A 3,465-nucleotide genomic window follows, 5' to 3' on the forward strand; every position below is an offset into this window, starting at 1 on the left:
AAATGATAAAGTTTTCGAACATGAGACTCGGTGAAAAGACCGAAACCTCCATCAGGAAGATAAGCCATACGAAACTGGTCATCTTCTCCCTTGTGGGCCTGGGCCCTCTATTCGCCTTAGTCCTCGCGATCATCTTCCTGCAGGGCTTCACAAAGCCGGTCAACGCCATCCTGGACGCGACGAGAGTACTGAAGTCCGGTAACCTGGATCACAGGATAGAAGGGCTGAAGGACGAGTTCGGAGAGGTAGCAGCGTCCTTCAATGACATGGCGTTTTCCCTGAACGAGCAGATGCACAAGATGCAGAGGGCGGAGCAGATGACCCTCGTCGGCGAGATGGCCGCCTCAATCGCCCATGAGGTCAAGAACCCTCTTACCGGAATAAAGATCGCCCTGCAGATGCTTTCGGAGAACAAGGGCCTGTCGCAAACCGAGAGCGAAATCGTAAACGCTTCGTTCTCCCAGATCAAGAGAGTGGAAGCGCTCATCAGGGAAGTCCTCGATTTCGCTCGTCCGAAGGAGCCCGAATACAGCCTCGCGAGCATCAATGGCCTGATCGAAAAGACGGTATCCTTCATTGAGGCAGTATCCGTCCAGTCGAAGAATAATTCCGATGTCAAAGTGCTGAAGACGCTATCAACCGACATCCCTGACGTCCTCATAGACCCGATGCAGATGCAGCAAGCGATCATGAACGTCGTCCTGAACGCCTATGACGCCATGCCGCACGGGGGGCTGCTCACGATTAAGACAGCCCGTTATGACGGCTCATGTGCCATGACCGTGACCGACACGGGAACAGGGATCGATGAGAAGAACCTCCAGAAGCTCTTTAAACCGTTCCACACGACAAAACAAAAGGGAACAGGCCTCGGCCTGCCGATTACGAAGGGGATTGTCGAAAGGCACGGAGGCACGATAACGGTCGAGAGCAAGACAGGACAGGGGACTACGGTCACGATAACCCTCCCGCTGGATAGGGAAGGGCGGGTCGCAGGGGAGAAAGCATGACCGCTCCCGCTCAGAAGGGCAAGAATATCTATATCGTTGAAGACGACGAACTCCTGTCTCTCGTCCTGTCGGAGGGCTTCAGAAAGGAAGGATACGAAGTCTCCACGGACACTGGATTTTCCGGCGTTATCAAGAGGATAGAGGAGAGGAGTCCGGACATCCTCTTCCTCGACGTAACCTTGCCTGACAACAGCGGTCTCGATATCCTGAGAGAACTCGGACGCAATGATAACGCCTTCCCGATTATCATGATAACGGCTGACGACACCGCGGAAACAGCGGTAAACGCGATGAAGCTCGGCGCCTACGATTACGTGACCAAACCGTTCGAGATGGAGAAGCTGAAGATCATTGTGCGAAACGCCCTTGAGGCGAGCGATCTCAAGAGAACGGTAAAGCAGTACCGGGACGGCTCCCCGGGCACCTCGATTATCGGGAGATCCCCGGCAATGGTTCGCCTCACTGATGAGATAAAAAAGCTTGCAAAGCAGAGAGTTTTGAATCTCCTCGTCTTGGGGGAGAGCGGGACAGGGAAAGAGCTTGTTGCCCGGGCGATACACAATGCGAGCCCGGCCTCGATGAATCCCTTCATCGCCATAAACTGTGCCGCTCTTCCGCACGGGCTTCTCGAAAGTGAACTCTTCGGTTACGAAAAGGGGGCTTTTACGGACGCGAAGGGACAGAAGAAGGGGCTCTTCGAGGAAGCGGACGGGGGTACCCTCGTTCTCGACGAAATAGGTGATATGGACACCTCGTTACAGGCCAAATTGTTGAGGGTTCTCGAGAGCAGGACGATCCGGAGAATCGGGGGTTCCAAGGAGATCCCCTTTGACCTCATGGTAGTCGCGACGACGAACAGGGACCTCAGCAGGCTCCAGGCGGAGGGCAAATTCCGCCAGGACCTTTTTTTCCGGCTCAACATGTTCACCCTGAAGATCCCTCCTCTCCGGGAGAGGAGGGAGGACATCCCCCTCTTCATAGATCATTTTTTTACCATGTTTAAGAATGAGTTCGGAAAGCCTTCTCTGGCGATCTCTTTCGAGGCGGTCGAAATCCTCACGGACTATGACTGGCCGGGGAATATAAGGGAATTGAAGAGTCTCTTTGCGAAAGTCTGTCTCCTTGAGGAGGGGCCTGTCATCCTGCCGGAGCATATCTTGCCGAGGCTCGAGATTTCGGTTCCACGGGAGCAGGTCGCCGGCTTTCTCGATTCAGGCCTGTCCCTGGGCGATATCGAAAGAAAGATCATCGAGGAGACCTTGGGCAAGGCAAAGGGTAACATGAAAAAGGCTGCAAAGCTTCTCAATATCAGCTACGACACCTTCAGATACCGGATGAAAAAGTTCGGAATTAAGTGATCTGCGGGTGAACATCGGGCTATCTGGATAGCAGGGACGTGAACAGTCTGCACTGACCCGCAGGTTTCTTCTGAAGGAATTATCTTGTAGGACCGGCTTAGGTGCTTACTGTCTCGTTGCCGGGCGGGTAGTTGACAAGCAGGATGATTTCAGGGATCTCAAAAGGCTTTCTCACGAAAGAAAACGCACCCTCTTCGAAGGCCCTGAGTTTATTGGCTTCCGAGTCGTCTCCTGTCATGACGATTATCTTTGTTTCGGGCGATATTCTCTTTATCTCCTTGATGAGTTCGAGGCCGTCGGCATCGGGGAGATGAACGTCGAGGAATACATAACCGAACGGAATGCTATCGAATTCACCAATGGCGTCTTTTCTGCTGCATGCCGTAGTGACGGACAGACCTCTTGAGGAGAAGATTTTCTCGAGTCCCCAGCAGGTGAGGTTGTCGTCGTCGATTATGAGGATGTTCTTGTTCATACGTTGCCGATATTCTGGTTGCAAAATGCATGCCAAAATTAATAAAAGTTAACAAAAGGTAACGAAAGAGATCGACTATTGCGATACCGTTCTCAGGAAAGCCGGGATTATGCCAAAGCGGGGAAAGTCTTATAACTGTGTCCTCGCAAAGTGTGGGGAAACTGGGACTGACTGAGAAGAGCATGGACCAAATGCATTATTCCTGGAAGGCTCCAGGAGACGGTTTATTTATGCTCTCTACGGCTCTATAAACGACGCTCGTACACTTCGGGGAGAGATTTGATAGTCAGGGTTCAGGGTCAAGGGAGAGTTCTCAGCGTTGCACAGAGCTTTGAGTCTCTCCGTGCCTTCAGACTAAAGATCCTCCGGAATCCTCGACGCACTGTTAAGTCGACATAATCAAAATGGTCTGTTTGTCAGCCGTATATTAATAAGTGGTTTATATAGTTAGTTCCATTATTATAAAGTATTACTTTATAATACTAGTATCAACTTACTGGTAAATAATAATAATCAGCAAAAAAGAGCCAGGAACCGAGAGGAGAGAAGACAAAAAGAAAGATTCCTATTTCCCTTTTTCAGCTGGCTTCGCCGGGGCCTGTGTCTTTGGAGGTTCGGGTGC

Annotated in this window: 3 protein-coding genes; 2 read left to right on the forward strand and 1 reads right to left on the reverse strand. The window is 51.5% G+C overall.

All coding sequences use genetic code 11. The annotated features are described in order from the left end of the window. Both VEI96_08810 and VEI96_08815 read left to right on the forward strand, forming a co-directional pair. Nucleotides 1–1,010, forward strand: a 1,010-nt coding sequence (locus tag VEI96_08810; protein ID HXX58085.1) for an ATP-binding protein, incomplete at its 5' end; no start/stop codon positions are given. Beyond that, nucleotides 1,007–2,368 carry a sigma-54 dependent transcriptional regulator gene (locus VEI96_08815; GenBank protein HXX58086.1) on the forward strand — a complete coding sequence of 454 codons (1,362 nt, stop codon included), beginning with the start codon at nucleotides 1,007–1,009 and terminating at the stop codon, nucleotides 2,366–2,368. The genes VEI96_08810 and VEI96_08815, both read left to right, overlap by 4 nt. Nucleotides 2,369–2,465: 97 nt before the next feature. Here the strand turns inward: VEI96_08815 and VEI96_08820 are convergent, their stop codons facing one another. Further along, the gene (locus tag VEI96_08820) at nucleotides 2,466–2,843 is read right to left on the reverse strand and encodes a response regulator (GenBank protein HXX58087.1); all 378 of its coding nucleotides are present in this window, start codon (nucleotides 2,841–2,843) and stop codon (nucleotides 2,466–2,468) included. Between the last annotated feature and the right edge of the window lie 622 nt (nucleotides 2,844–3,465).

It is taken from the genome of Thermodesulfovibrionales bacterium, assembly GCA_035622735.1.
GTDB lineage: Bacteria > Nitrospirota > Thermodesulfovibrionia > Thermodesulfovibrionales > UBA9159 > DASPUT01.

Bases quoted from the DNA above. Each gene is read 5' to 3' on its own strand.
- VEI96_08820 (HXX58087.1), bottom strand. From the start codon at position 2,843: ATGAACAAGAACATCCTCATAATCGACGACGACAACCTCACCTGCTGG.
- VEI96_08815 (HXX58086.1), top strand. From the start codon at position 1,007: ATGACCGCTCCCGCTCAGAAGGGCAAGAATATCTATATCGTTGAAGAC.